Below are 26,905 nucleotides of genomic sequence, written 5' to 3'. Positions count from 1 at the left end.
ACGAAAGCCCGGCATTCTATTGGAAAAGGTCTTTCTCCTCAAGCACTGCCAATCATTTTCCTTTGCCAAGGATGGCGCCAAGCACGCCGCGCACGATCTCGCGCCCCAAGCGGCTGCCGATGGCACGGGCGGTGCTCTTGATCAGCGTTTGCGCCAGGGAGTCGCCGCGTCGTCTACCGCTCTGACCTAGGAGTCCGTCCAGCAGGCCGCCGCTATCTTCTTTGCCTTCCAGCACGGCCCCGGCCTTGGCCGCAAGACTCTCGGTCTGCTGGTGCAGGATCTCGTAGGCCGATTCGCGGTCCACCTGTTTTTCGAACACGCCGTAGACGGGGGAGTGCTGGATGACGCGCTGTCGCTCCTCCGGTGTGATCGGGCCGATGCGTGAACGGGGCGGGGCGATGAGCACGCGCTCGACCGGCTGGGGTGTGCCCTTGGCATCCAGGCAGGAGACCAGGGCCTCGCCCACGCCGAGCTGGGTGATGACCTGTGCGGTGTTGAGCCCCGGCTTCGGGCGGAAGGTCTCGGCGGCGACCTGCACGGCCTTCTGGTCGCGCGGGGTGAAGGCGCGCAGGGCGTGCTGGATGCGGTTGCCGAGCTGGCCGAGGATGGGCAGCGGCACGTCCAGCGGGTTTTGGGTGATGAAGTACACGCCCACGCCCTTGGAGCGGATCAGGCGCACCACGCGCTCGATGGTGTCGACCAGGGCCTTGGGGGCGTCGTCGAACAGCAGGTGGGCCTCATCAAAAAAGAACACCAGCTTGGGCCGCTCGGCATCGCCCACCTCGGGCAACTGCTCGAACAGCTCGGCCAGCAGCCAGAGCAGCAGGGTCGCGTACAGGCGGGGGGAGTGGTAGAGCTTCTCGGCGGCGAGGACATTGATCACGCCGCGTCCCTGCGGGTCGGTCTGGATCAGGTCATCGAGGCTGATGGCCGGCTCGCCGAACAGGCGGTCGCCGCCCGCATCCTCCAGGGTCAGTAGGGCGCGCTGGATGGCGCCGACACTCGCGGCGGAGACATTGCCATAGGTGGCGGTCAGCTCCTTGGCATGCTCGCCCACGTACTGGACCATGGCGCGCAGGTCCTTGAGGTCGAGCAAAAGCAGTCCTTCCTCGTCCGCGAGGCGAAAGGCGATGTTGAGCACCCCAGTCTGGATCTCGTTGAGGTTCAACAGGCGCGCCAGAAGCAGCGGACCCATTTCCGAGATGGTGGTGCGCAGCGGGTGGCCGAGCTCGCCGTAGACGTCCCAGAACACCACTGGCGCGGCCTCGAAGGTGTGGTCGTCGAGGCCAAGCTTTTCCACCCGCTCGCGGATCCGTGGGTGGTCCGTCCCGGGTTGGCTCAGGCCAGCGAGGTCGCCCTTGATGTCGGCCAGAAAGACCGGGGTGCCCATGCGGGAGAAACCCTCGGCCAGGGTTTGCAGGGTGACGCTTTTGCCGGTGCCGGTGGCACCGGTGATGAGGCCGTGGCGGTTGGCCATGCGGCCGAGCAGGCGGGCCTGGATCTCCCCGGTCCCGATCAGGATGTCATGTTCCATGGGTCTTCATGTTCCGTGCTTGACGCCGACTCGACCATTGTAGGGGCAGTGTTGTGCGCATGGGGGTGAGGATCAGGGCCGGCTCTGTGTCGTCCAGTCTTCCAGTCGTAAGCCCTGCACGCGTTCGAATTCACGCACATTGTTGGAGACAAGGATCAGCCCCCGGCTGCGCGCATGTCCCACGATCATCAGGTCATACGGGCCGATGGGCGTTCCGGCGCGTGCCAGTTCGGCACGGAGCTGGCCAGTATGCTGCGCGGCTGCTTGGTCGTAGTCGAGGACTTCGAGTCTTGCAGCGAAGCCTTCGATGATCTGGAGGTTCCTGTCGGGGGCTGACGATTTCTCGGCACCGTAGACCAACTCCATCAGTGTGATGGCGCTGATGCACATCTGTCCGGCATGCCGCCCAAAGGCCTCACGGATGATTTGAGGTTTGTTTTTGATGGTGAAGATGCAGATGTTGGTGTCCAGCATGTACTTCAGCATCAGAGCCCCTCGCGCAGCTGGTCTTGAGGCTGTTCGCGCTCGGCCATGAAGTCCGGGGTCACGTCAGGCCCTTCAAACCAAGTGTCCCAGCCCGTGCCAGCAGGTGTGATGATCCGCATACGGCCGATGGCAATGACATCCACGCGTTTGACATCGTCGGGCAAGGCCACCGATTTCGGCAGACGGACGGCCTGACTGCGATTGCTTTTGAATATGGCGGCTTGTTCCATGAGGTCGGGGGCCTTTGGGTTGAAGTCCTGTTCATCATAGGCTGGAGATGGGATATGTCAATGGGATATGCCTGATGTGGGTGGCCTGGAGGCCGATACAGATTGATCCCCGTTGAAATGGGCGATCCCCTTGGGGGCAGTCATGGATGGCGAGCCTCTGCGTGTTATCCTTACCGACCATTTTTGTCAGGTATGAAGTGGCTATGTTGGGTCGTCTGGGTGCGCTGTGGGGGCTGCTTGGGGTGTCGCTTCTGATCGGCTGGGCCGTGGTGCGGCTCACGCCGATGGCTGTGGAGGCCTGGGGTATGCCTTGGGGGATGATCGAATGGCTGGTGGCCGTTCCATGGCTGGTGTTCATGCTGGTGGGGGAGGGCTATCGGGGCTTCCAGAAAGGCTTTGCCCCGCGCGTGGCCGCCCGCGCCCGCTACCTGCGTGACCACCCGAGAGCGCTACATGTGCTGCTGGCACCGCTGTTCTGCATGGGATTCATCCATGCCACCCGCAAGCGGCGCATCGTCTCCCTGGCCGTGACCTCAGGCATCGTGGTGTTGATCCTGGCGGTCAGAATGCTGCCGCAACCCTGGCGGGGGATCATCGACCTCGGCGTGGTGGCTGGGTTGAGCTGGGGCCTGGTGGCGATTGCCGCCTTCGGGGTTCGGGCGCTCACGACTGAACGCTTCGATCACCCTGCGGAAACGCCGGATGAGGAGCAGGGACGGGATGCGTGACCCCTCAGCCCGGAAAGGGTAGGCGGGCTGGCCGGGCCAGCCCGGGATGAGAGGGTCAGTGGCGGCTGACCGCGCGATAGACGGCGTAGGCGCCGCCGACCATCAGGACGGTCAGGACAACGATGCTTCCCCAGGCAGCCGGGTCGTTCATGATCAGGTTCATTGCACGTCTCCCATCAAGTCGTTGCGTCATCCGGCGCGGCCTATAACCACACCGTATGTAGACATTAAACAAGAAGGGTTATGTCTGCAAGCCCCCATCATTATTGTGTGATTGGGGACTTGGCGTCTGCGTCAGGTCGCGCAGGGTCATCCCACTCAGGGCCTGGGCACGGGCGGCGTGCATCCGTCGCATGATGGTCGAGACGGCCGGGCCTTCCTCGTCGAGGACTGCCACACCCTCGGCCACTTCGATCACTTTCTCCAGCGGGATGGCCTCCAGTGCCGCTGCGGGGCGCCATGCCGGTGGCTCGCGCGTATCCGGCATCAGGATGTTCGCCGCATGCAGGCGCTCAAGCAGGGGAAGAATTTCGTCCTGGCGCATGTTCAGGCGGCTGGCCAGGGCCGGGGCGGTCCATCCCGGACCCGCGTGGGTGAAGTCGTCAGCGATCAGTGCCGCCATCCGGAGGGTGGTTTCGGCGGCGGCTCGGCTGTGTCCATCGAAGCGATGGCCCACGCGCTTCGGATTCTGCAGTGCGTAGCTGACGCTCGCGCCCAGCAGCAGGATCAGCCAGGCGAGGTGGAGCCAGAGCATGAACAGGATTAGGCCGGCAAAGGCGGAATAGATGGCGGTGTAGTTTCCGGTCTTGACCACCACGTCGGCGAACAGGCGCCCGGTAAACAGCCAGACTACGGCCGCCAGAGCGGCGCCGATCAGGGCCGGTCCCAGCCGCACGCGGGTGTTGGGGACGTAGATGTAGATGAAGGCGAAGGTGCCGGCCAGCATCAGATAGGGGGCGAGCCGTTCCAGGCCGTGGCCCAAGGGGGTCAGGAGTCCCCCCGCGATCGGCAGGCTCGCCGCGGCCCCGGAAAACTGGGTGAGGGCGCTGATGATGGCGAACAGCAGCACCGGACCGACGATCACGACCGACAGGTAGTGGGTGAAGCGTTGCGCCAGCGGGCGGTCCTCACGCACGCGCCAGACATCGTTGAAGGCCCGCTCAACTTTCTGCATCAGCGCGATCACGGTGTAAAACAGCAGGGCCAGGCCGATCGCCCCGAGCACGCCGACGCGGATGTTCTCGACGAAGCCGACGATGCGGCTGGCGATCTCCTCGCCCTGTGCGCCCAGCGGCTCGAGCACATTCAGCAGGAAGGGCAGCAAGACGTCCTGTACGCCGAACGCCTTCAGTACCGAGAAGCTCACCGCCAGGAGCGGGGCGAGCGAGAGCAGGGTGGTGAAGGACAGGCTCATCGCGTGCAGGTTGAGCTGACCGTGATCCAGTTCCTGCCAGAGGTGCCGTCCGACGAGCAGTATCCGTTTCCACGCCGTACGCACGGCGGGAGGCATCAGGCGTTGAGGGCGTGGGCGCATGGGTCTATTCTCGAAAGCATTCATCGATCATACGCCATGGGACCATCCATGCAGGACATCAAACCACCGCCCGTCGTGCTCGTCTTCGCCGGCCTCGACCCCACCGGCGGGGCGGGCCTTTCGGCCGACATCGAGGCCATCATCAGCCAGGGGTGCCACGCGGCCCCCATCGCCACCGCCCTCACCGTGCAGGACACCCGCGACGTGATCAGGGTGGGGCAGGTGGATGCCCTGCTGGTGGTCGAACAGGCCCGCGCCTTGCTGGAGGACATGCCGGTGGCGGCGATCAAGCTCGGCATGCTCGGTAGCGCGGCGATGGTCGAGGCCATCCACACCATCCTGCGCGATTATCCGCAGATTCCTGTCGTGCTCGACCCGGTGCTGCGTGCCGGCGGCGGCACGGAACTCGCGGACGAGGAGCTGATCGACGCGATGCGCGAACTCCTGATTCCGCAGGCCACCATCCTCACCCCCAACAGCGAGGAGGCGCGCCGCCTCGCCCCGGACGCCGACAACCTGCACGCCTGCGCCCTCTCCCTGCTGGAGCAGGGTAGTGAGTACGTGCTGATCACCGGCACGCACGAGCCGACGCCGGAGGTCGAGAACCTGCTGTTCGGCGGTCACCGCCTGCTTGAGACCTTCAGCTGGCCGCGGCTGGCGGAGAGCTTCCATGGCTCGGGTTGCACCCTCGCCTCCGCCATCGCCGGGCTGTTGGCCCAGGGGCATGAGCCGATGACCGCCATCCACCAGGCGCAGGACTACACCTGGCAGGCTCTCGAGCAGGCCTACCGGCTGGGACGTGGGCAGATGATCCCGAACCGCCTGTTCTGGACGGGGGGCGAAGACGATGTGCTCGATGAGGAGGGCAGCGGCCGTGCCATGCTCCACTGACAAGCAGAGCATGCTCGAGCGGCTCGATGCCATCGAGACCGCCATGCGCGGTCTTGGTCTTTGGTCGCTTGAGCCGCCCTCGGCCGAGGCGCTCGCAAGCCAGACGCCCTTCGCGGCCGACACCATGCCGCTGCAGATGTGGCTGCAGTGGATCTTCCTGCCGCGCATGCGCGAGACCATCCGTTTGGGACTCCGGCCGCCCGCCGCCTGCAACATCCATCCCTTCGCCGCACACAGCTTCGTCAGTCACGGCCTCGCCGCCCGGCCGCTCGTCGCGGCCATCCGTGCCTTCGACGAGGCCTTCGCGGCTTGGGTGAAGGCGATCTGACAGGTCTGCTCAGCCGAGCAGCATCTTCACGCCCAGTCCGATCAAAAGCAGAGCGAAGACCTTCTTCAAGACATTGACCGGCAGCCGGTGGGTGAGTTGGGCGCCGACCCGGGCGAACAGGATGCTCATGATGCCGATGCCGAGCCAGGCCGGAAGGTAGACGTAGCCCAGGCTCGCCTCGGGCAGCCCCGCGAGGTTCCATCCGGCCACGACATACGCCGCCGAACCCGCCATGGCGGCGGGCAGGCCGATGGCCGCCGAGGTGGCGATGGCGTTGCGGATTGGCATGTTGCACCAGACGAAGAAGGGCGTGGAGATCGCGCCTCCGCCCATGCCCATGATCGAGCTGAGCGCGCCGACGCCGGTGCCGGCCACGGTCATGCCGGGCAGGGCGGGGAGCTGGCGGTGTGGTGCGGGCTGGCGGCCGAAGGCCATCTGCAGGGCGATCAGGATCTCGAGCGTGCCGAAGAGCTTCTTGAGCACATCGCTCGGCAGGTAGTGGGCAAGATAAGAGCCTGCTACCGAGCCGATCACGAGCCCCCCGAGGATGCGGCGCACCACGTACCAGTCCACCGCGCGCTTCTTGTGATGCGTCCAGATGGAGCCGATGGAGGTGAGGATGATGGTCGCGAGCGAGGTGCCGACCGCGACCTGCATCAGGTGCTCGGCGGACACGGTGCCCTGGAGGGTGTAGAGGTAGGCAAGCGCGGGTACGACGATTAGGCCGCCGCCGATGCCGAGCAGGCCGGCCATGAGGCCGGTGAAGACCCCAAGCAGGGCATAGATGCCTAGGGCGAGAAGATCCATGCGCAATCTCCGGGAAACGCACCAAAAAGAGCGCGGTGCCCTGTACACCGGGCGGCTGGTATGACCGTCCCGGTGTGGGGGGGGCTCAGTGCCGCTTCTTCGGCGGCAGCAGGTCGGTGATGGTGCCTTCGGCCATCTCGGCGGCAAAGCCGAGGGTCTCGGACAGGGTGGGGTGCGGGTGGATGGTCAGGCCGATGTCGGCCATGTCCGCGCCCATTTCCAGCGCCAGGGCGGCCTCGGCAATCAGCTCACCCGCATTCGGCCCGACGATCCCCGCGCCCAGCAGGCGGTGGGTCTCGGCGCAGAACAGGGCCTTGGTCAGCCCTTCGTCGCGGCCAAGGGAGAGCGAGCGGCCCGAGGCAGCCCAGGGGAAGGCCCCCTTCTCGTAGGCGATACCTTCGCGCTTGAGCTCCTCCTCGGTCTTGCCCACCCAGGCCACCTCCGGGTCGGTGTAGGCCACGCCCGGGATGCCCATCGGCGTGAAGGCCGACGGCAGGCCACAGATCACCTCGGCGGCCACCTTGCCCTCATGCACCGCCTTGTGCGCGAGCATCGGCTGGCCGATCACGTCGCCGATGGCGTGGATATGCGGCACGTTAGTGCGCAGACGGGCATCGGCGGGGATAAAGCCACGCTCATCGACATGCACCCCGGCCTTGTCCGCGTCGATCAGCTTGCCGTTCGGCACGCGGCCGACGGCCACCAGGATGCGGTCGAAGGTGTCCTGCTCCGGCACACCCTTGCCCTCGAAGGACACCACCAAGCCTTCGGGGGTGGCCTGCACGGCGGTCACCTTGGCACCAAGGTAGATCGCCTCGTAGCGCTTTTTGATGCGCTTGAGCAGCGGCAGGGTGATGTCCTTGTCGGCGCCGGGGATGATGGTGTCGGACAGTTCGACCACGGTGATCTTCGCGCCCAGGGCATCGTAGACCTGAGCCATCTCCAGGCCGATGATGCCGCCGCCGATGACCAAGAGGCGCTTGGGGATCTCGGCGAGTTCCAGCGCCCCGGTGGAGTCCATCACCCGCGGGTCGTCGTGGGGGATGAACGGCAGTTGCACCGGGCGGGAGCCGACCGCGATGATGGCGTGCTCGAAAGCCACGGTCTTTACCCCTTCAGCCGTCTCCACCGCCACGGTGTGCGGCGAGGTGAAGCGGCCCACACCGCTCACCACCTGCACCTTGCGCTGTTTCGCCAGCCCCGCGAGGCCGGTGGTGAGCTTTTTGATCACGCCTTCCTTGAAACCGCGCAGCTTGGGCAGGTCCACCGCGGGCTCGCTGAAGCTCACCCCGTGCGCAGCCATCTCACGCGTCTCGTTCATGACCTGGGCCACGTGCAGCAGGGCCTTGGAGGGGATGCAGCCGACATTCAGGCACACCCCGCCGAGCACCGGCTCCTTCTCCACCAGCACCACGCGCTTGCCGAGGTCCGCAGCGCGGAAGGCGGCGGTGTAGCCGCCGGGGCCAGCGCCGAGGACGAGCACGTCGCAGGTGATATCGGCTGACGGAAGGGCTCCCTCCCCCTTGAGGGGGGAGGGTTGGGGAGGGGGTGATGCGGCGGCGGGTGCTGCGGTCATGGCGGGCGCTTGTTGCCCCCTCTCCCCCGGCCCCTCCCCCGCAAGGGGGGAGGGGAGATCGGCGGCGACTTCGATGTTGGCGACCGGTGTGCCTTTACTGACCTTGTCCCCGAGCTTGACCAGGAATTCCACCACCCGCCCATTGACGGGGGAGGGGATCTCCATGGTCGCCTTGTCGGACTCCAGGGTCAAAAGGGACTGGTCCTTCTCGACCTGCTCGCCCGGCTGGACGAGCAGTTCGATGACCGGGATGTTCTCGTAGTTGCCGATGTCCGGCAGCAGGACGGTTTCGATCTTCGCCATGGCCCGCTCCTCAGATCAGCATTTCGCGCAAGTCGCGCAGCAGGGCGGCCAGGCGGGTGGTGAAGCGCACGCCCTCGGCCCCGTCGATCACGCGGTGATCGTAGGAGACGGAGAATGGCATCATCAGCCGCGGCTCGAAGCTTGCGCCATTCCACACCGGGGCCATCTTGGCCTTGGACAGGCCGAGGATGGCGACCTCCGGGGCATTGACGATCGGGGTGAACTGGGTGCCGCCGATGCCGCCCAAACTTGAGATGCTGAAGGTGCCGCCCTGCATGTCGCTGGGGGCCAGCTTGCCGTCGCGCGCCTTCTGGCCAAGCTCCGCCAATTCCCGGGCGAGCTCGAACAGGCCTTTTTTGTCTACGTCCTTGACCACCGGCACGACCAGGCCGTTCGGGGTGTCCACCGCCACGCCGATGTTGTAGTAGCGCTTGAGGATCAGTTTCTCGCCGCCCGGATTGAGCGAGGCGTTGAACTGTGGGAACTCCTTGAGCGCCTGCACCACGGCCATCATCACGAACGGCAGCGGGGTGAGCTTCACCCCGGCCTTGTCGGCGCGGGCCTTGAGGCTTGTACGGAAGGCCTCCAGCTCGGTGATGTCCGCCTCGTCGAACTGGGTGACGTGCGGGATGTTGAGCCAGCAGGCGGTGAGGTGCTTGCCGGAGAGCTTCTTGATCCGGGACAGCTCCTTCTCCTCGGTCGGGCCGAACTGGCTGAAGTCGATGGCCGGGACCTGCGGAATGCCGGCGCCGGCCGTGACCGGGGCCTTGGGCGCGGGCTTCTCGCCCTGCATCACGGCCTTGATGTAGGCCTCTACGTCCTGCTTCTGGATGCGGCCCTTGGGGCCGGTGCCGGTGACGTGCGCAAGCTCCACGCCGAGATGACGGGCGTAGGCGCGCACCGAAGGCGAGGCGTGGAACTTCGCCCCGGAGGGTTGGGCATTGATGGGCTTCTCAGCGGCTTGCGTCAGACCTGCCCCCTCCCCCTTGACGGGGGAGGGCTGGGGAGAGGGTGATGCAGCGGTTGGGGTGGACGCTTCGCTTGAAGGCTTACCACCCTCACCCCCGGCCCCTCTCCCCTCAAGGGAGAGGGGGGATGAAGTGGAAGGTGCCGGGGCCGGCGCGTCCATCGAGGTCTCGATGTCGCAGATGTAGCTGCCCTTGCTGACCTTGTCCTCCAGTTTGATCTGGAGGTTACGGATCACTCCACTGACCGGGGCCGGGATCTCCATGGTGGCCTTGTCGGACTCCAGGGTGAGGACCGACTGGTCCTTCTCGACCGTGTCGCCCTCGCTGACCAGGAGCTCGATGACCGGGATGTTCTCGTAGTTGCCGATGTCCGGCAGCAGGAATTTGTGCATACCCATGCGCGGCTCTCCTTACACGGTCATCGGGTTGGGCTTGTCGGCGTCGATGCCGTACTTGGCGATCGCCTCGCTGACCTTGGCCACCGGCACGCTGCCCTCGTCGGCCAGGGCCTTGAGGGTGGCGACGACGATGTTCCAGCGGTCCACCTCGAAGAAACGGCGCAGGGCCTGGCGGGTGTCGGAGCGGCCGAAGCCGTCGGTGCCCAGGGTGAGGTAGCGCTTGCCGGGCAGGTAGGCGCGCACCTGTTCGGGGATGGCGCGCACGTAGTCGGTGGCGGCGATGATCGGGCCGACGGTCTCGCCCAGGCACTGGGTGACGTAGGGCACGCGCGGCTCGGCCTCGGGGTGGCGGGTGTTCCAGCGCTCGCAGTCCATGCCGTCACGGTAGAGCAGGTTGAAGCTGGTGGCCGACCAGACGTCGGCAGCCACGCCCCAGTCGGCTTCCAGCAGCTCGGCGGCGGCGATGACCTCGCGCAGGATGGTGCCGGAGCCCATCAGCTGGGCGCGGACCGTGTGCTTGGCCTCGCTTGCGCGGAAGCGGTACAGGCCCTTGATGATGCCGTCCTCGACGCCTTGCGGCATCTCCGGGTGGGCATAGTTCTCGTTCATCACGGTGATGTAATAGAACACGCTCTCGCGGTTCTCGACCATGCGCTTAAGGCCATCGTGGACGATGACGGCGAGTTCGTAGGCGAAGGTCGGGTCGTAGGAGAGGCAGTTCGGGATCTGGCCGAAGGCAAGCAGGTTGTGGCCGTCCTGGTGCTGCAGGCCCTCACCCGCGAGGGTGGTACGGCCGGCGGTGGCGCCCATCAGGAAGCCGCGCGCCTGGATGTCGCCCGCCGCCCAGGCCAGATCGCCGATCCGCTGGTAGCCGAACATGGAGTAGTAGATGTAGAACGGCACCATGGCCACGCCATGGTTGGCGTAGGCGGTGCCGGCGGCGATCCAGCTCGACATGGCGCCGGCCTCGTTGATGCCTTCTTCCAGCACCTGGCCGTTGGCGGCCTGCTTGTACCACATCACCTGGTTGGCATCGATCGGCTCATACAGCTGGCCGGCCGGGTCGTAGATGCCGACCTGACGGAACAGGCCCTCGAGGCCGAAGGTGCGCGCCTCGTCCGGGATGATCGGCACCACGCGCTTGCCGAGCGCCTTGTCGCGCAGCAGGGCGGCGAGCAGGCGGCCGAAGGCCATGGTGGTCGACATCTCGCGATCACCCGTGGATTGCAGCAGGGTGTCGAACGCGGAAAGCGGGGGCACAGGCACGGCCGGGGCAGCGTCGCGGCGGGTCGGCAGGTAGCCGCCCAGGGCCGTGCGGCGGGCGTGCATGTACTGCATGACCTCGGAATCCGCGGCCGGGCGGTAGAAGGGGATGTCCTTCTCCAGCTGCTCATCCGAGATGGGTACGGAGAAGCGGTCACGGAAATACTTCAGGCCGTCCAGGTCCAGTTTCTTCTGCTGGTGGATGGCCATGGAGGCCTCACCATACGGCCCCATGCCGTAGCCCTTGATGGTCTTGGCAAGGATCACGGTCGGTTTGCCCACGCTCTCGGTGGCAGCCTTGTAGGCGGCGTAGAGCTTGCGCGGGCTGTGGCCGCCGCGGGTGAGGGCGAAGATCTCGTCGTCGGTCATGTGCTCGACGAGCTTGAGGGTTTCCGGGTACTTGCCGAAGAAGTGCTCGCGCACGTAGGCGCCATTCTTACCCTTGTAGGACTGGTACTCGCCGTCCACCACTTCCATCATGCGCTGGACCAGCTTGCCGGAGTGGTCATGGGCGAGCAGCTCGTCCCAGCCGGAACCCCAGATGACCTTGAGCACGTTCCAGCCCGCGCCGCGGAAGTGGGCCTCAAGCTCCTGGATGATCTTGCCGTTGCCGCGCACGGGGCCGTCCAGGCGCTGCAGGTTGCAGTTGACCACGAAGATCAGGTTGTCCAGTTCCTCGCGCGCGGCGAGGCCGATGGCGCCGAGGGATTCCGGTTCGTCCATCTCGCCATCGCCGAGGTAGGCCCACACCTTGCGCTTGCCCTCGGGCGCGAGCCCCCGGGCGTCCATGTACTTCATGAAGCGCGCCTGGTAGATCGCCATCAGGGGGCCCAGGCCCATGGAGACGGTCGGGAACTGCCAGAAGTCGCGCATCGTCCACGGGTGCGGGTAGGACGGGATGCCCTTGCCGTCGACCTCCTGGCGGAAGTGCACCAGGTGCTCCTCATCCAGGCGGCCCTCGAGGAAGGCGCGGGCGTACATGCCCGGGGCGACGTGGCCCTGGAAGAAGACCATGTCGGCCCCGTCTGGGTGGTCCGGTCCCTTGAAGAAGTGGTTGTAGCCCACTTCGTAGAGGGTGGCGGCGGAGGCGTAGCTGCCGAGGTGGCCGCCGATGCCGTCGTGCGCCTTGTTGGCCTTTACCACCATGGCCATCGCATTCCAGCGGATCAGGGCGCGCAGGCGGCGCTCCAGCGCGAGGTCACCGGGGTAGGTGGGCTGCGCTTCCTTGGGGATGGTGTTGATGTAGGGGGTGTTGGCGGAGTAGGGGGTGTCGATGCCGTGCTTGCGGGCGGCCTCGATGAGCGCGGCGATCAGGTGCTGAGCCTTGTCGGTGCCTTCGAAGCCGATCACCGCCTCCAGGGCGTCCAGCCATTCCTGTGTCTCGTGCGGATCGTAATCCTGATAGGTCGTCGTCATGCGGCGCGCACTCCAAGGTCAAGTTCGGTCGACGGGAAGGCCGGGCGGTGCGCCTGGCCTCCGGGCAGAAAAGTTCCGTGATTATGCTGGAAGGGCACGCTTTTTCCTACCCGAGGAGGCATGAGGCGGCGAGTCCGGCGGCAGCCATTCGGCAGGTGGCTATGTCATAATTCGGAAAATTCGCGTATCTCAAGGAGTCATCATGTCCTCGATCAAGAAGGTGGTTCTGGCCTACTCCGGCGGCCTGGACACGTCCGTCATCCTCAAGTGGCTGCAAGAGACCTACCAGTGTGAGGTGGTGACCTTCACTGCCGACCTCGGCCAGGGCGAAGAGGTGGAGCCGGCGCGCGCCAAGGCGCAGGCGATGGGGGTGAAGGACATCTTCATCGAGGATGTGCGTGAGGAGTTTGTGCGCGATTTCGTCTTCCCCATGTTCCGCGCCAACACCGTTTACGAGGGGGAGTATCTGCTCGGCACCTCCATCGCCCGCCCGCTGATCGCTAAGCGCTTGATCGAGATCGCCAACGAGACCGGCGCCGACGCCATTGCCCACGGCGCGACCGGCAAGGGCAACGACCAGGTGCGCTTCGAACTGGGGGCCTACGCCCTGAAACCCGGTGTCAAGGTCATCGCCCCCTGGCGCGAGTGGGATCTGAACTCGCGCGAGAAGCTCATGGCCTATGCCGAGCAGCATGGCATTCCCGTCGACTTTGCCAAGAACAAGAAGAAGTCGCCGTACTCCATGGACGCAAACCTTTTGCACATCTCCTACGAAGGGGGCGGCCTGGAGGATCCGTGGTGGGCCCCGGAGGAGGACATGTGGCGCTGGACCGTGTCCCCCGAGAAGGCGCCCGATCAGGCCGAGGACATCGTGATTACCTTTGAGAAGGGGGATCCCGTCGCCATCAACGGCGAGCGCCTGTCCCCGGCGAATCTTTTGCTCAAGCTCAACCAACTCGGTGGCAAGCATGGCATCGGCCGCCTGGACCTGGTCGAGAACCGCTATGTCGGCATGAAGTCGCGCGGCTGCTATGAGACCCCGGGTGGCACCATCCTGCTTAAGGCCCACCGCGCCATCGAGTCCATCACCCTGGACCGTGAGGTGGCGCACCTGAAGGACGAGCTGATGCCGCGCTACGCCAGCCTGATCTACAACGGCTACTGGTGGAGCCCGGAGCGCCGCATGATGCAGACCATGATCGATGCGAGCCAGGAGCGGGTGAACGGTGAGGTGCGCGTGCGCCTCTACAAGGGCAACGTCATGGTCACTGGCCGCCGTTCCGAGCGCGACAGTCTGTTCAGCGCCTCCATCGCCACCTTCGAGGACGACCAGGGCGCCTACAACCAGAAGGACGCCGAGGGCTTCATCAAGCTCAACGCCTTGCGCATGCGCATTGCCGCCCAGCGCGGGGGTTGAGGGCCTGTCCATTTAGGCGTGGATGGGGGATATCGGCATGATTCCTCAAAAGCCCTCAACAGTGCATGTTCCCTCCCCCCTGGCGGGGGAGGGTTAGGGAGAGGGGGATGACTTTGCTACTGGTCTTCACCCTCTCCCCCAGCCCCTCCCCCTTGAAGGGGGAGGGGGGTATCTCAATCCGGCCCGCTGCTGCGGGCCTTCTGCTATCTGGAGGTTGAAACCATGCGCATCCTGCACACCATGCTCCGCGTCGGCGATCTTGATCGTTCCATCCGCTTCTACACCGAGGTGCTCGGCATGCGCCTGCTGCGCCGCAAGGACTATCCCGAGGGGAAGTTCACCCTGGCGTTTCTCGGCTATCAGGATGAGTCCGAGGGGGCGGTGCTGGAGCTGACCTACAACTGGGGCGTGGATCATTACGAGATGGGCACGGCCTACGGTCACATTGCCCTGGAGGTGGACGACGTGTACCAGGCGGCCGAGGCTATCCGTGCACGTGGCGGCAAGATCATCCGCGAGCCGGGGCCGATGAATGCGGGCAGTACGATCATTGCCTTCGTTGAGGACCCGGATGGTTATCCGATCGAGCTGCTGGGGCCAAAACACTGACGGATGCGGTTCCGATCATCGGCTGTGCGCAGCCAAGGCGGGCCGGAAAAAGCCATGAACGACAAGGGCTTTGGCGCATCATGCCCGCCTCCTGCACAGGCTTTTCCACAGTCTTTGTGGATGACTTTCTGGCTCCGGGTGCGATTTCTTTTCCACAAGCCTTGTCAAGCCCTTGAAAAGCCATGCGTGGATATGCCTTATGGAGGGCGAGTCGCGCTAAGTTATTGATTCTTTGAATACGAATCCTGGGTGGTCAAAATCTGACCAGCCGTTTGAAAACCTTGGCCGGATGCGTGCTTGCGCCGCTTTCCACCGCTTTATCCACAGCTTCATCCACGGCCCATGTGGAGCAATCCCGCTCCATGCTCAGGTGTGATTTTTCATGTCCGCCATGCACCCCAAAAATCATGCCGGAGGGTTTGATCCCGCCCGGATCGACCTGCCCATCGTCGAAATCCTGCCCGCGCTGCGCGATGCCCTCTCTGCGTCCGGGGTGGTCGTGCTGGAGGCCGCCCCCGGTGCAGGCAAGAGCACCGTTGTCCCGCTCGCCCTGATGGATGAGCCCTGGCTGGGCAGGCAGCGGATCATCATGCTTGAGCCTCGCCGCATCGCCGCGCGTGCCGCGGCCGAGCGCATGGCGGATCTGTTGGGCGAAGCCGTGGGCCAGACCGTCGGCTATCGCATGCGCATGGAGAGCCGGGTGGGGCCCACGACCCGCATCGAGGTGGTGACCGAGGGGGTGCTCACGCGCATGGTGCAGGACGATGCCGCGCTCGACGGGGTGGGGCTGGTCGTCTTCGACGAATTCCACGAACGCAGCCTGCAGGCCGACCTGGGACTCGCCTTCACCCTCCAGGCACAACAGATGCTGCGTGAGGATCTGCGTGTCCTGATCATGTCGGCCACCCTCGAGGGCTTGCCGCTGGCGGAGCGCCTGCAGGCCCGGGTGGTGAAAAGTGCGGGCCGCATGCACCCGGTCGAGGTGCATTACCGGCCGCCCCAGCGCGACTCATCGCTGGAGGGCCATGCTGCCGCCGTGGTGCGGCGCGCCCTGGCGGAGGAGCACGGCGACATCCTGGTCTTCCTGCCGGGCAAACGGGAGATCCAGCGGGTGGCTACGGGGCTGGGGGAGCTTGCGGGGGTGGAGGTCCTCCCCCTGCACGGCGACATGAGCCTCGCCGAGCAGCATGCCGTGCTGGAGCCCCGCCCTGCGCGCCGCCGGGTCATTCTCGCCACCAACATCGCCGAGACCAGCCTGACCATCGAAGGGGTGCGGGTGGTGGTGGACGCGGGCCTGGCGCGCCTCTCCCGCTTCGACCCGGCAAGCGGCATGACCCGCCTCGTCACCCAGCGTGTGTCCCGTGCCAACGCCGAGCAGCGCCGGGGCCGGGCGGGACGCCTGGGGCCCGGGGTGTGTATCCGTCTATGGGGGGAGGGCGAGCAGGCCAGCCTGCCGGCGCAGGCTGAGCCTGAGATCCAGCGCGCCGACCTGCTGCCGCTGGCGCTCGAGCTGGCCCAGTGGGGCGCCCAGCCGGGAGAGCTGTTCTGGCTCGACCCGCCGCCCGTAGCCCTGCTCGACCAGGCCCGCGAGGTCTTGCAGGGGCTCGGCGCGCTGGATGCCGGAGGCCACATCACCTCGCATGGCCGGGAACTCGCGCGCATGCCCCTGCATCCGCGCCTGGCCCACATGCTGATGGAGGGCAAGCGCCTGGGACATGGCGGGCTGGCCTGCGAGCTGGCCGCCCTGCTGGCCGAGCGCGACCTCGTGCGGGGCGCGGGGCGTGAGCGCCCGCCGGTCGACCTCGCCCTGCGCATCGAGGCCTTGCAGCGCGGCAGCGCGGCCCTGGCGCCCGGTCTTGTCCTCGACGAAGGGGCACGCGCCCGCGTCCGCCAGTCGGCCCGCGATCTTGCCCGGCGCATGCGGATCGACCTTGCCGGGGCGGAGGGCGATGTCCATGCCACCGGCCTGCTGGTCGCCCTGGCCTATCCCGAGCGCGTGGCGCAGGGGCGATCGAGCCAACCGGGGCGCTTTTTGCTTGTCAATGGCCGGGGGGCGCTGCTGGAGACGAGCGATGCCCTGGCGCGCGCGCCCTGGCTCTCCATCGCCCATCTCGAGGGCCAGACCGACGGACTGCGCCGTGAGGCGCGCGTCTTTCTGGCCGCGGGCCTTGCGCAGACCGACATCGAGTCAGCCTTCGCGGAGCGGATCGAGGATGTGGAGGAGATCGTCTGGGACGAGCGCGAGCAGGCCGTCAGGGCCTTCCGTCAGCGTCGTCTCGGGGCCTTGGTGCTGGAGGACCGCCCACTCCCCAAACCCGATCCGGAACGGGTACGCACCGCCCTGCTGGAAGGCATCCGCCAGGCGGGGCTGGCCTGCCTGCCGTGGCAGGCGCGCCACCAGCAATGGCGGGGGCGGGTCGCCCTGCTGCGCCGCACGCTCGGCGAGTCGTGGCCGGACGTCTCCGATACCGCGCTCCTGGCCTCGCTCGACGCCTGGCTCGCGCCCTGGCTCGATGGCATGACCCGTCTGGCCCACCTCGACCGGCTCGACCTCGACGCCGCCCTGCAGAGCCTTTTGCCCTGGGACAAACGGCAGGCGCTCGACCGGTTTGCCCCCACCCACCTCGAAGTCCCGAGCGGCTCACGCATCGCCCTCGACTACGGCCCCGTGCTCGAAGGGGAGGGTGTGCCGGTGCTGGCGGTCAAGCTCCAAGAACTGTTCGGCCTTCTGGAGACGCCGCGGATCGCCGAGGGTAGGGTGCCGGTGATGATCCACATGCTCTCCCCCGCGCAGCGGCCGGTGGCGGTCACCCAGGACCTTGCAAGCTTCTGGCGCGGGCCCTACCAGGACGTGCGCAAGGACCTGCGCGGGCGCTATCCCAAGCATCCCTGGCCGGAGGACCCGCTCACGGCCACACCGACGCGGCGCACCAAGCGGGCAGAAGGATGAAGCTGGCGAAGCTTCAGTTTGCGGTCGGGGTGGGCTTGCCTGTGGATGCCAGCGATGGACTGCACCATTGACGATTCGCGGTTCCAGGCTATCTTGTAAGAAACTGCTTACTTACAAGACGCATGAAACCTGCTCGACAACCGACCAAAGCGCGCCAGGGGCAGATCGTGGCGGCCATGGTCAGCCTGGCCGCCCGGCGCAGCCCGGCCGAGATCAGCGTGAATGACCTGGCCGCTGCCGTGGGCCTGAGTTCGGGGGCCATCTTTCGCCATTTCGAGAACAAGGAAGCGATCGGCGTCGCCGTGATCCGCTGGGTGATGTCCGAGTTGCTGCCGAATCTCGAGCGCGTGGCTGAGGAGGCCGGCGCGCCCATGGCCGCCCTGGAGGCGATCTTTCACGCCCATGTCGATTTTGTCACCCGATATCCTGGGGTGCCGAGGATCATCTTCTACGAGCTGCAGCAGCCGGCCGATTCGCCGCTCAAGCAGGCCGTGGGGCAGCTGATGGGGCGCTATCGCACCCTCATTGCGCGTCAGTTGGAGGCCGCGGGCACGGAAGGGGTGTTGCGCGACACCCTTGATCGGGCCGCCGCCGTGGCCCTGTTCGTCGGGGCCGTCCAGGGGCTGGTCATGCAGGCGATGGCGCTGGGCAACGTGGGAGCCATGAAGCTGCTGGCGGCCGGTGTGTTCGATGTGTGGCGTCAGGGCGTCGTCGCCGGGGGGAGGTGAGAGGTGGGCATGGCAGGCAGGGGCTGGATCGGAAAGATCGGCATGGGGGCCGTCGCCATCGCGGTGGTGGCGGGTTTCGTGCTGGTCGTCCTGCGCAACGGGCCGATGGCGCCGACACGCGTGGTGTTGGCGGAGGTACGGGCCGAGCCGATCCGGGAGGAGGTCTTCGGCCTCGGCACGGTCGAGGCAAGGCGCGCGTATGCCGTCGGTCCGACCGTGCCGGGACGGGTCTTGCGTGTGCAGGTCGATGTCGGCGAGCGGGTGCGTGCCGGCGAGGTGCTGGCGGAGATGGATCCGGTCGATCTCGATGCGCGGCAGGCCGCGGCGAGGGCGGGCATCGAACGTGCCCGGCATGCGCTCGATGCCGCCGGTGCCCAGATCCGTGACGCGGAGGCGCGGGTGCGGCTGGCGGCAAGCAATCGTGCACGCTACGAGCAGCTGCTCGCCCAGCGCCTGGTCAGCCCGGCGGATGGCGATGCGCGCCGTCAGGAGCATGAGGCCGCCCAGGCGGGCCTCGTGGCGGCGCGTGCCGCGCAGGAGGTGGCGCAGAGCGATCTGGCACGCAGCCGTGCCGACTACGAGGCGCTGGAACAGCAACGCGGCAATCTCGTGCTGCGGGCGCCGGTGGACGGCGTGGTCACCGCCCGCGACGCCGAGCCGGGCAGCACGCTGGTGGCGGGTCAGAGCGTGGTGCGCCTGGTCGATCCGGCCAGCCTGTGGCTGCAGACGCGGATCGACCAGGCGCGGGCGGGCCGGGTGAGGGTCGGGCAGGAGGCCAGGGTTATCCTGCGCGGTCGTCCCGGACAGCCGCTGGCCGGACGGGTGGAGCGGGTGGAGTGGCTGGCCGACAGCGTGACCGAGGAGCGGCTCGTCCAGGTCGGCCTGCAGGCCATGCCCGAACAGGTGTCGATCGGCGAGCTGGCCGAGGTCACCATCCTCACGGCCGCCCTCGACGAGGCCCTGGTCATCCCCAATGCCGCGTTGAAGCGCGAAGGCGGACGGACGGGGGTTTGGCGCCTGGACGAGAGGCGGGTGGTCTACCAGCCGGTCGAGACCGGGCTGCGTGACCTGGACGGCCGGGTGCAGATCACCCGGGGGTTGGAGCGGGGGGATCGGGTCGTCATCCACAGCGAGCGCGAGCTGACGGCGGCGTCCCGGGTGCGCGTGGTGGATGTGATCCAGGGGCGCTGAGCATGATCAACCTGGCCGCGCGCGACATCCTGCACTCCTGGTCGAAGTTCGTGCTGACCGGCGTGGGGCTGGGCTTGCTGATCGGCGTGACCTTCTCGATGGCCGGCATCTACCGCGGCATGGTGGACGATGGCAAGGCCCTGTTGCGCAACAGCGGCGCGGATCTCTGGGTGGTGCAGCAGGACACGCTTGGCCCCTACGCCGAGCCCTCCAGCCTGCGCGATGACGTCTATCGGGGCATTCTCGGCCTGCCCGGGGTGATGGCGGCGGCCAATGTCACCTACCTGACCATGCAGGTGCAGCGGGCGGGGCGGGACGTGCGCGTGATGGTGGTCGGCTTCGAGCCCGGCCAGCCGGGAGAGCCGCCCTATCTGGTCGAGGGAAGGCAGATCACCCGCAGCCACTACGAGGCGATCGCCGACGTGCGCACCGGCTTCAGGGTGGGGGATGTCGTGCGCATCCGCAGGCATGACTACACCGTGGTCGGATTGACCCGGCGCATGGTCTCGTCCGGCGGCGATCCCATGCTGTTCATTCCACTGAAGGATGCCCAGGAGGCCCAGTTCCTCAAGGACAACGAGGCCATCCTCAACGAGCGGGCGCGCACCGCCGCCAATCCCGCCCTCAACCGTCCCGGCGTACCCGGCCTGCTCGAGGCGGTGCAGGCCGCCCAGACCAGCAGCCACAGTGTCAACGCGGTGCTGGTGCGGCTGCAGCCGGGCTGGACGGCGGAGCAGGTGGCCGAGCCGATCCGGCGCTGGAAGCATCTGCAGGCCTATACGGTGGAGCAGATGGAGGAGATCGTCGTCGCCAAGATGATCGCCACCTCCTCGAAGCAGATCGGGCTGTTCCTCGTCATCCTGTCCGTCGTCTCGGCGGCGATCGTATCGTTCATCATCTACACCATGACCCTCGGCAAGCTCCGCGAGCTGGCCGTGCTGAAGCTCATCGGCACGCGCAACCGCACCATCGCCGGCATGATCCTGCAGCAGGCCCTCGGCCTCGGCCTGATCGGCTTCGTCATCGGCCGCCTGGCGGCCACCCTGTGGGCACCGCATTTCCCCAAGTACGTGCTGCTCCTGCCGGAAGACGCCCTCCGTGGTCTCGTGGCGATCATGGTGATCTGCACCCTGGCCAGCCTGCTCGCCATCCGGGTGGCCCTCAAGGTGGACCCGGCCACCGCCATCGGAGGTTAAGTGCATGGCGTTGCAACCGGCGATCGAAGTGAGTGGCCTGCGCAAGCGCTACGGCGAGGGTGCGACCGCGGTGGACGCGCTCAAGGGCGTGGACATGGTGGTCTGGCCGGGTGAGGTGGTCGGTCTCATCGGTCCCAGCGGTTCGGGCAAGAGCACCCTGCTCAAGTGCCTGGGTGCGGTGACCGACCCCACCGCCGGCCGCATGGCCCTGGGCGGCCAGACCATCTTCGACGAGGGCTGGACGATTCGCGACCTGCGGGCCCTGCGGCGGGACAAGATCGGCTTTGTGTTCCAGGCCCCCTACCTGATTCCCTTCCTCGATGTGACCGACAACGTGGCCCTGCTGCCGATGCTGGCCGGCGTGCCCAATGCGCAGGCCCGCCAGCGGGCACTTGAATTGCTGACCGCCCTCGACGTGCAGCACCGGGCCACCGCCAAGCCCGCCCAGCTTTCCGGTGGTGAACAGCAGCGCGTGGCCATTGCGCGGGCGCTGGCCAACCGCCCGCCGGTCATCCTTGCCGACGAGCCGACCGCGCCGCTCGACAGCGAACGCGCGCTGGCCGTGGTGCGCATCCTCAACCAGATGGCCCGCCAGTACCAGGCGGCAATCATCGTCGTCACCCATGACGAGAAGATCATCCCCACCTTCAAGCGCATCTACCACATCCGCGATGGCAGGACCTACGAGGAAGCGGGCGAGGGGCGTCCCATCGACTGATGCGGGCTGCACCGGCGTGGCCTGAATGAAAAAAGCCCGACCCTGGGGTCGAGCTTTCGTGGGATGGAAGGGCCACTCCCTGGCCCTGTCGGGTGCTTAGTGCTGCGCGGCACCCTCGGCACCGATGCCGGTCTCCGAGCGGACGTACTGGGCAGTGAATGCCTCTTGCTCGGCCTTGGCGCGCGCGCTCTTGTCCGTGATGGAGAAGAACCAGGCCAGGATGAAGGCCACCGGCATGGAGAAGATGGCCGGGTCCTTGTAGGGGACGATTTCCTTGGCGTTGCCAAGCACGTCCACCCACACGGTCTTGGAGAGCACGACCAGCACCACGGCGGTGATCAGGCCGCCAAGACCGCCCATGACCGCGCCACGGGTGGTCAGGCCGCGCCAGTAGATGGCCAGGAACAGGATCGGGAAGTTGGCGCTCGCGGCGACGGCGAAGGCCAGGCCGACCATGAAGGCGATGTTCTGCTTCTCGAACGCGATGCCGAGGAAGATCGCGACGATGCCAAGGGCGATGGTGGCGTACTTGGAGAAGCGCATTTCGGCCTGCTCGTCGACCTGGCCGCGCTTGAACACGTTGGCGTACAAGTCGTGCGACACGGCCGAGGCGCCCGCCAGGGTCAGGCCGGAGACCACCGCGAGGATGGTGGCGAAGGCCACGGCGGAGATGAAGCCGAGGAAGAGGTCGCCGCCGATCGCGTGGGAGAGGTGGATGGCTGCCATGTTGTTGCCGCCGATCAGCTTCTTGGCCGCATCCAGGTACTGGGCATCGGTGGAGACCATGATGATGGCGCCGAAGCCGATGATGAAGGTCAGGATGTAGAAATAGCCGATGAAGCCGGTGGCAAACAGCACAGACTTGCGCGCTTCCTTGGCGTCGCTCACGGTGAAGAAACGCATCAGGATGTGCGGCAGGCCGGCCACGCCGAACATCAGCGCAAGGCCCAGGGAGATGGCGGAAATCGGGTCCTTCACCAGGCTGCCCGGGGCCATGATGGCGTCATGCTTGGGGCTGATCTCAACCGCCTTGCTGAACATGGCGTCGAAGCTGAAGCCGAAGGCCCACAGCACGGCCAGGGCCATGAAGGTGGCGCCGGAGAGCAGCAGCACGGCCTTGATGATCTGCACCCAGGTGGTGGCGAGCATGCCGCCGAAGGTGACGTAGAGGATCATCAGCACGCCGACGATGATCACCGCGTAGGTGTAGGGCAGGCCGAACAGGACCTCGATCAGCTTGCCCGCGCCGACCATCTGTGCGATCAGGTACATGGCGACCACGACCAGCGAGGCCACGGCAGCGACGGCGCGCACCGGCACCTGGGACAGGCGGTAGGAGGCCACGTCGGCGAAGGTGTACTTGCCGAGGTTGCGCAGCTTCTCGGCCAAGAGGAACAGCATGATCGGCCAGCCCACCAGGAAGCCGATGGAGTAGATCAGGCCATCGAAACCGTTGGCGAATACGAGGCCTGCGATGCCGAGGAAGGAGGCGGCGGACATGTAGTCACCCGCCAGGGCCAGACCGTTCTGGAAGCCGGTAATGCCGCCGCCCGCGGTGTAGAAGTCCTTGGCGGTACGGGTACGCTTGGCGGCCCAGTACGTGATGCCGAGGGTGGCGATCACGAACAGGATGAACATAGTCACGGCGGGCATGTTGACGCCCTTCTGGGCGCCATCGGCGGCCAGGGTGACGCCGGCGTAGGCGAGGGCGGCGAATCCGGCCGCCATCATCATGGGACGCATCATCATTTCGCGTTCTCCTTGATCTGCGCGGTCAGGGTGTCGAACTCGCGGTTCGCGCGGCGCACGTAGATGCCGGTCAGGACGAAGGCGGCAATGATGACGAGGAAGCCCGTCAGGATGCCGACCGACATGACCGTGCCTTCGCCGAGCTTGGCGGCCAGGGCCGTCGGATTGAAGGCGATGAACAGGATGAAGGCGTAGTAGATGATCATCATGATGATGGCCATCGTCCAGTTGTACTTGGAGCGCTTGCTCACAAGCTCCTGAAAGCGCGGATCCGCCTGGATGCGCGCGGCCAGATCGGGTTGCATGGTGGAGGACTCCTGAGGGTTGTCTTTATCGTGGCGCAGGGCCGCACGGCAGGGTATGCCGGACGGCCTTGCAGGTAAAGTGCTTTTAAATCATTAGGGTATAAGGATGTCCTAATGATCTGCGTCAAGCCTTGCCCTGCAGCTGGTCCAGGATGGCCGGGTTTTCCAGGGTGGAGACATCACCGGTGATGTCTTCGCCCTTGGCAATGGAGCGCAAAAGGCGGCGCATGATCTTGCCGGAGCGGGTCTTGGGCAGGTTGTCTCCGAAGCGGATCTCGTCGGGCTTGGCGATGGGGCCGATCTGCTCGTTCACCCATGCACGCAGTTCCTCGACCATCTTCGCCGCCTCCTCGCCGACCGGACGCTCACCCTTGCAGACTACATAGGCGACGATGGCCTCGCCCTTGATCTCGTGCGGACGGCCGACCACGGCGGCCTCGGCGACACGCGGGTGGGCGACCAGGGCGGATTCGATCTCCATGGTGCCCAGGCGATGGCCGGAGACGTTCAGCACGTCGTCAATGCGGCCCATGATCCAGAAGTAGCCGTCGGCGTCCTTGCGCGCCGAGTCGCCGGCCAGATAGTAGCCGGGGAAATAGGGCGGGAAGTAGGTCTGCTTGAAGCGCTCGTCGTCGCCCCAGATGGTGCGCACCATGGACGGCCAGGGCTTCTTGATGACGAGATACCCGCCGTGCTCCGCATCGACCGGATGGCCGTGGTCGTCGACCACATCGGCCATGATGCCCGGCAGCGGACGGGTGCAGGAGCCGGGCTTGGTGGCCACGGCGCCGGGGATCGGGGCAATCATGTGGGCGCCGGTTTCGGTCTGCCACCAGGTGTCGACGATCGGGCAGCGCTCCTTGCCGATCACGCGGTGATACCACATCCAGGCCTCAGGGTTGATCGGCTCGCCCACGGAGCCAAGCAGGCGCAGCTTGGAGAGGTCGTACTGGGCGGGAACCTCCTCGCCCAGCTTCATCAGCGCGCGGATCGCGGTCGGTGCGGTGTAGAAGATGGTCACGCCGTGGTTCTGCGCCACTTCCCAGAAACGGCCGCCGTGCGGGAAGGTCGGCACGCCCTCGAAGATCACCTGGGTTGCGCCAATCGCCAGCGGGCCGTAAGCCACATAGGTATGGCCGGTGATCCAGCCCACGTCGGCGGTGCACCAGAACACGTCCGAATCCGTGGTGTCGAAGACCCACTTGTTGGTCAGGATGGCGTTCAGCAGGTAGCCGCCGGAGGAGTGCTGGATGCCCTTCGGCTTGCCCGTGGAACCGGAGGTGTAGAGCAGGAACAGCGGGTGCTCGGCGGAGACGAACACAGGTTCGCAGCTTGCCGGCTGGCTGGCGGTCAGCTCGTGCCACCAGATGTCGCGGCCAGCCGTCATGGCGGCGCCATGGTTGGTGCGCTGGAACACCACGATCTTCTCGATGGTCGGGCAGCCGTGCTCCATGGCCTTGTCCACCGCGCCCTTCAGCTCAATGGTGCGTCCGCCGCGGAAGCCGCCGTCGGCGGTGATGATGACGCGCGCGCCGGCGTCGTTGACGCGGTCACGCAGGGCCTCGGCGGAGAAGCCGCCGAACACCACGGAGTGGATGGCGCCGATGCGGGCGCAGGCCTGCATGGCGACGACTGCCTCGGCGATCATCGGCATGTAGATGACGACGCGGTCGCCTGCCTTGATGCCCAGGCTCTTGAGGCCGTTGGCAAGCGTGCACACCTCGGCGTGAAGCTGGCGGTAGGTGATCTCGCGGGTGTCGCCCCGGTCGCCTTCGAAGCGGATGGCGATCTTGTCGCCGCGGGTCTCGAGGTGGCGGTCCAGGCAGTTCCAGGAGACGTTGAGCTTGCCATCCTCGAACCAGCGGAAGTGCGGGGCGTTCTCGGTGTTGAGAATGGTCTGGAACGGGGTGTGCCAGTCGATCTCGGTACGGGCAAGGTCCGCCCACGTCCCCTCGAAATCCGCGTCGAAGCGCTGGTGCAGTGCGTCGAGGCGCTCCCCGTTCAGACGCGCGCGGGCGACGAATTCGGCGGGCGGGGCGAAGACACGGGTTTCATGCAGGACGGATTCCAGGGCCTCGGACATCACAAGCTCCTTGGGTTGGGCGATCGGAAAACAATGCTCCATTCTATCTGCCCGATGGGGTGCGGGTCACCCCGGGTGCCGGGATGATGCCTTTGCGCCCGATTTGCATTACCTTCGAGCCTGGTATGGGGATGCAGAGGAGGTGTCACATGCGAGTCAGCGAACTGGTTGAACATTGGGCGCGCAAGCCCGAGGCGGGGGAGGTGATCGAGGTGCCGGTCGTGATGGCCCTGGATGACGCCGCCAAGATCGAGGCCTTGGCGGAGATGTTTGCCGCGGGCGATTCACGCACCATCCTGCGCGACCTGATCCATGCTGCCCTGCGCGAGGTCGAGGCCGGTTTTGCCTACGTTCCCGGCCAGCGCGTGGTCGAGCAGGACGAGCAGGGCGATCCCATCTATGAAGACGTCGGCCTGACCCCGCGTTTCGTCGAACTCAGGAAGCGCCACTTCGCCCGTCTGCGGGGCGAGGGCTGACCGCGTGCGTGCGGCGGATGTTGCGCGCCTGCTGGCGCGCGAGATCGAGGCGGCCGTCTTGGGCGAGCACACCCCGGTCATGCTGTGGGGACCGCCCGGGGTCGGCAAGTCCGCCCTGGTCGCCCAGGCAGCCGCCGCCCGGGCGGTGCCCATGATCGACCTGCGCCTGTCCCAGCTTGAGCCCTCCGACCTGCGTGGTATGCCTTACCAGCGGGAGGGTCGGGTCGAATGGGCCACCCCCTCTATGCTGCCGCAAGCCGAACGCGACGGTCCGTGCGGCGTGCTGTTCCTTGACGAGATCAACGCCGCCCTGCCGCAGGTCGCGGCCAGCGCCTACCAGCTCATCCTCGACCGCCGCCTGGGCGACTACCGCCTGCCGGACGGCTGGGCCATCCTCGCTGCCGGCAACCGGTTGGGTGACCGCGGCGTGACCTACGCCATGCCCGCGCCGCTCGCCAACCGCTTCACCCACTACGAGCTCTGGCCTGCGATCGACGACTGGCTGGAGTGGGCTCAACGGGCCGGGGTGGATGAACGCCTGCGCCGCTTCCTCGCCCAGCGCCCGGATCTTTTGTTCGTGTTTCCCGAGCAGGCCAACATTCACGCCTTCCCCAGTCCGCGCAGCTGGGCCTTCGCCGACCGTGCCCTGCGCAAGTTTGCCGCCGACCCGGACCTGTTGGAGCCCGCCCTCGCGGCCTGTGTGGGCGAGGTCGCCGCCATGCTGCTGGCGGACTGGCTTGCGCGGCCGCAGTTCGACCTCGACACCCTGCTGGCCCAGGACGATCCGGCTCTGCCCGAGGATGCGGACGGCCGCTGGGCCGTGTTGGATGCGGCCATCACCCGGGCCGGACGGATCGCCCCTGAGGATGCCGACCAGGCCGGTCGCCTGCTGCGCCTCGCGGGCCGGTTCGAGGCGGAGCTTGGCGAGCGGCTGGTGCGGGCCCTGCACGCCCGCCTGGGCGAGCGGCTGTATGCCTTGGAGGCTTTCGACGACTGGGCCGTCAGGATCGCTGGGGGCTGA

At 66.6% G+C, this 26,905-nt stretch carries 23 protein-coding genes; 12 read left to right on the top strand and 11 right to left on the bottom strand.

All coding sequences use genetic code 11. The annotated features are described in order from the left end of the window. Positions 1-52: 52 nt before the first annotated feature. From V6D91_RS02455 to vapB, 3 genes are all read right to left on the bottom strand, one after another. Positions 53-1,534: a helicase HerA-like domain-containing protein gene (locus tag V6D91_RS02455; RefSeq protein ID WP_347317596.1), complete on the bottom strand. Its 1,482-nt coding sequence runs from the start codon at positions 1,532-1,534 to the stop codon at positions 53-55. A 72-nt stretch (positions 1,535-1,606) separates the two neighbouring features. Continuing rightward, on the bottom strand, positions 1,607-2,020 hold the full coding sequence (gene vapC, locus V6D91_RS02450; RefSeq protein WP_347317595.1) for a tRNA(fMet)-specific endonuclease VapC: 414 nt from the start codon (positions 2,018-2,020) through the stop codon (positions 1,607-1,609). Continuing rightward, positions 2,020-2,250 (bottom strand): type II toxin-antitoxin system VapB family antitoxin, encoded by a 231-nt coding sequence (vapB, locus tag V6D91_RS02445; protein WP_347317594.1) that lies wholly within the window; start codon positions 2,248-2,250, stop codon positions 2,020-2,022. Before vapB ends, vapC begins: the two co-directional genes overlap by 1 nt. 203 nt (positions 2,251-2,453) lie before the next feature. Between vapB and V6D91_RS02440 the strand changes: the two genes are divergently transcribed. After that, complete coding sequence (locus V6D91_RS02440; RefSeq protein WP_347317593.1) at positions 2,454-2,978, top strand: hypothetical protein; 525 nt, start codon at positions 2,454-2,456, stop codon at positions 2,976-2,978. Between the two features lie 241 nt (positions 2,979-3,219). Here the strand turns inward: V6D91_RS02440 and V6D91_RS02435 are convergent, their stop codons facing one another. Continuing rightward, positions 3,220-4,512 carry a YihY/virulence factor BrkB family protein gene (locus V6D91_RS02435; protein WP_347317592.1) on the bottom strand — a complete coding sequence of 431 codons (1,293 nt, stop codon included), beginning with the start codon at positions 4,510-4,512 and terminating at the stop codon, positions 3,220-3,222. A 48-nt stretch (positions 4,513-4,560) separates the two neighbouring features. Between V6D91_RS02435 and V6D91_RS02430 the strand changes: the two genes are divergently transcribed. Next, a complete protein-coding gene (locus V6D91_RS02430) occupies positions 4,561-5,403 on the top strand; it encodes a hydroxymethylpyrimidine/phosphomethylpyrimidine kinase (protein WP_347317591.1) in 843 nt (280 codons plus the stop codon). Next, positions 5,387-5,731, top strand: a complete 345-nt coding sequence (locus V6D91_RS02425; RefSeq protein ID WP_347317590.1) for a YqcC family protein — start codon at positions 5,387-5,389, stop codon at positions 5,729-5,731. Before V6D91_RS02430 ends, V6D91_RS02425 begins: the two co-directional genes overlap by 17 nt. Positions 5,732-5,740: 9 nt before the next feature. On the opposite strand, the gene V6D91_RS02420 is transcribed toward V6D91_RS02425, so the two are convergent. The 4 genes from V6D91_RS02420 to aceE all read right to left on the bottom strand — a co-directional run bounded on the left by V6D91_RS02420 (position 5,741) and on the right by aceE (position 12,462). Further along, positions 5,741-6,538: a sulfite exporter TauE/SafE family protein gene (locus V6D91_RS02420; protein ID WP_347317589.1), complete on the bottom strand. Its 798-nt coding sequence runs from the start codon at positions 6,536-6,538 to the stop codon at positions 5,741-5,743. Positions 6,539-6,623: 85 nt separating this feature from the next. Then, positions 6,624-8,417: a dihydrolipoyl dehydrogenase gene (lpdA, locus tag V6D91_RS02415; RefSeq protein ID WP_347317588.1), complete on the bottom strand. Its 1,794-nt coding sequence runs from the start codon at positions 8,415-8,417 to the stop codon at positions 6,624-6,626. 10 nt (positions 8,418-8,427) lie between these two features. Next, on the bottom strand, positions 8,428-9,783 hold the full coding sequence (gene aceF, locus V6D91_RS02410) for a dihydrolipoyllysine-residue acetyltransferase (protein ID WP_347317587.1): 1,356 nt from the start codon (positions 9,781-9,783) through the stop codon (positions 8,428-8,430). A gap of 12 nt (positions 9,784-9,795) precedes the next feature. Beyond that, positions 9,796-12,462 carry a pyruvate dehydrogenase (acetyl-transferring), homodimeric type gene (aceE, locus tag V6D91_RS02405; protein ID WP_347317586.1) on the bottom strand — a complete coding sequence of 889 codons (2,667 nt, stop codon included), beginning with the start codon at positions 12,460-12,462 and terminating at the stop codon, positions 9,796-9,798. A gap of 199 nt (positions 12,463-12,661) precedes the next feature. On the opposite strand from aceE, the gene V6D91_RS02400 reads away from it, so the two are divergent. The 7 genes from V6D91_RS02400 (at position 12,662) to V6D91_RS02370 (ending at position 21,271) form a co-directional block, all read left to right on the top strand. Further along, positions 12,662-13,879, top strand: coding sequence for an argininosuccinate synthase (locus tag V6D91_RS02400; RefSeq protein ID WP_347318097.1), 1,218 nt, complete (start codon positions 12,662-12,664; stop codon positions 13,877-13,879). Positions 13,880-14,101: 222 nt separating this feature from the next. Then, complete coding sequence (gene gloA, locus V6D91_RS02395; protein ID WP_347317585.1) at positions 14,102-14,488, top strand: lactoylglutathione lyase; 387 nt, start codon at positions 14,102-14,104, stop codon at positions 14,486-14,488. A gap of 382 nt (positions 14,489-14,870) precedes the next feature. Beyond that, positions 14,871-17,438, top strand: a complete 2,568-nt coding sequence (hrpB, locus tag V6D91_RS02390) for an ATP-dependent helicase HrpB (RefSeq protein WP_347317584.1) — start codon at positions 14,871-14,873, stop codon at positions 17,436-17,438. A gap of 122 nt (positions 17,439-17,560) precedes the next feature. Further along, positions 17,561-18,166, top strand: coding sequence for a TetR/AcrR family transcriptional regulator (locus V6D91_RS02385; protein ID WP_347317583.1), 606 nt, complete (start codon positions 17,561-17,563; stop codon positions 18,164-18,166). A gap of 9 nt (positions 18,167-18,175) precedes the next feature. Beyond that, positions 18,176-19,357: an efflux RND transporter periplasmic adaptor subunit gene (locus V6D91_RS02380; RefSeq protein ID WP_347317582.1), complete on the top strand. Its 1,182-nt coding sequence runs from the start codon at positions 18,176-18,178 to the stop codon at positions 19,355-19,357. Positions 19,358-19,359: 2 nt separating this feature from the next. Next, positions 19,360-20,553 (top strand): ABC transporter permease, encoded by a 1,194-nt coding sequence (locus V6D91_RS02375; protein WP_347317581.1) that lies wholly within the window; start codon positions 19,360-19,362, stop codon positions 20,551-20,553. A 4-nt stretch (positions 20,554-20,557) separates the two neighbouring features. Then, positions 20,558-21,271 (top strand): ABC transporter ATP-binding protein, encoded by a 714-nt coding sequence (locus V6D91_RS02370; protein ID WP_347317580.1) that lies wholly within the window; start codon positions 20,558-20,560, stop codon positions 21,269-21,271. A gap of 96 nt (positions 21,272-21,367) precedes the next feature. Here V6D91_RS02370 and V6D91_RS02365 read toward each other — a convergent pair whose 3' ends face one another. From V6D91_RS02365 to acs, 3 genes are all read right to left on the bottom strand, one after another. Further along, the gene (locus V6D91_RS02365; RefSeq protein ID WP_347318095.1) at positions 21,368-23,017 is read right to left on the bottom strand and encodes a cation acetate symporter; all 1,650 of its coding nucleotides are present in this window, start codon (positions 23,015-23,017) and stop codon (positions 21,368-21,370) included. Beyond that, the gene (locus tag V6D91_RS02360; RefSeq protein ID WP_347317579.1) at positions 23,017-23,325 is read right to left on the bottom strand and encodes a DUF485 domain-containing protein; all 309 of its coding nucleotides are present in this window, start codon (positions 23,323-23,325) and stop codon (positions 23,017-23,019) included. The genes V6D91_RS02365 and V6D91_RS02360 overlap by 1 nt, the downstream gene beginning before the upstream one ends. A gap of 124 nt (positions 23,326-23,449) precedes the next feature. Continuing rightward, the gene (acs, locus tag V6D91_RS02355; protein ID WP_347317578.1) at positions 23,450-25,408 is read right to left on the bottom strand and encodes an acetate--CoA ligase; all 1,959 of its coding nucleotides are present in this window, start codon (positions 25,406-25,408) and stop codon (positions 23,450-23,452) included. 149 nt (positions 25,409-25,557) lie between these two features. Between acs and V6D91_RS02350 the strand changes: the two genes are divergently transcribed. After that, complete coding sequence (locus V6D91_RS02350) at positions 25,558-25,884, top strand: type 1 pili tip component (protein WP_347317577.1); 327 nt, start codon at positions 25,558-25,560, stop codon at positions 25,882-25,884. Positions 25,885-25,888: 4 nt separating this feature from the next. Then, the gene (locus V6D91_RS02345) at positions 25,889-26,905 is read left to right on the top strand and encodes an AAA family ATPase (RefSeq protein WP_347317576.1); all 1,017 of its coding nucleotides are present in this window, start codon (positions 25,889-25,891) and stop codon (positions 26,903-26,905) included.

Source organism: Thiofaba sp. EF100 (assembly GCF_039822285.1).
In the GTDB taxonomy this organism is placed as follows: domain Bacteria; phylum Pseudomonadota; class Gammaproteobacteria; order Halothiobacillales; family Halothiobacillaceae; genus Thiofaba.
Note: the sequence above shows the minus strand (reverse complement) of the source record. Positions and strands in the feature narration are given on the sequence as shown.